This is a genomic window from Vibrio sp. 10N.222.48.A3 (genome assembly GCF_041475345.1).
Taxonomy (GTDB): domain Bacteria; phylum Pseudomonadota; class Gammaproteobacteria; order Enterobacterales; family Vibrionaceae; genus Vibrio; species Vibrio tasmaniensis_A.
Genome location: NZ_JBFRVX010001673.1, coordinates 1 through 794, shown reverse-complemented (window position 1 = coordinate 794; position 794 = coordinate 1). Strand labels below are relative to the sequence as shown.

The 794-nt window shown below is 45.1% G+C and carries 2 protein-coding genes; both read left to right on the top strand.

Going from position 1 to position 794, the window contains the following annotated elements; translation table 11 throughout:
- The coding region (gene mobA / locus AB4653_RS28355; protein WP_372105965.1) for a molybdenum cofactor guanylyltransferase at window positions 1-416 on the top strand (416 nt) is incomplete at its 5' end.
- Window positions 416-794, top strand: a 379-nt coding sequence (gene mobB, locus AB4653_RS28350; RefSeq protein WP_372105963.1) for a molybdopterin-guanine dinucleotide biosynthesis protein B, incomplete at its 3' end; no start/stop codon positions are given. The genes mobA and mobB, both read left to right, overlap by 1 nt.

Sequence of the window (794 nt, the reverse complement as noted above, 5' to 3'; positions counted from 1 at the left end):
ACTTAGACAGTTACCAAGCATTTGCACCGGTTGTTTCCGATTCTTTCCCTGACTATCCAGGCCCATTGGGCGGCATTCATGCTGGCCTTAAAAACGCGAGCACAGATTGGGTCGGCTTTGTCCCTTGCGACAGCCCACAGATTAGTGATGACCTTGTTGAACGTTTTTGTGCAGCAGTAAAAGAAGACAGCGACATTCTTGTCGCGCATGATGGCGAATTTAAGCAACCAGTATTCACCCTATTCCACAAACGTGTTCTGCCAAAGCTGGAAGCGTTTTTGGAACGTGGTGATCGTAAAATTATCTTGCTGTACAAAGAGTGTGTCACGGAATATGTCGATTTTAGCGATTCTCCTAACTGCTTTGTGAATCTAAACACGCCAGAAGAACTCACCCAATTCGGAACGCTTCAATAATGAAAGATTCTAAACAACGCCCTAACCTTCCTCTATTGGGGTTTGCTGCTTACAGTGGCACAGGCAAAACAACCGTATTAGAAGCTCTGCTTCCTTTATTGACAGAGTCGGGTTTAAAAGTTGGTGTGCTAAAACATGCTCACCACGATTTTGATGTCGATAAGCCGGGCAAAGACAGCTACCGTTTACGCAAAGCGGGCGCAAATCAAATGCTGATAGCTTCGCGTAACCGTCATGTGATGATGACTGAGACTCCAGAAGCAGAAGCCGATTTTGATTACCTGTTGACTCGTTTTGATACCAACACACTTGATCTGATTTTGGTTGAAGGCTGTAAGAACATTGCTTTCCCTAAAATCGAGCTTCACCGTGATGAAG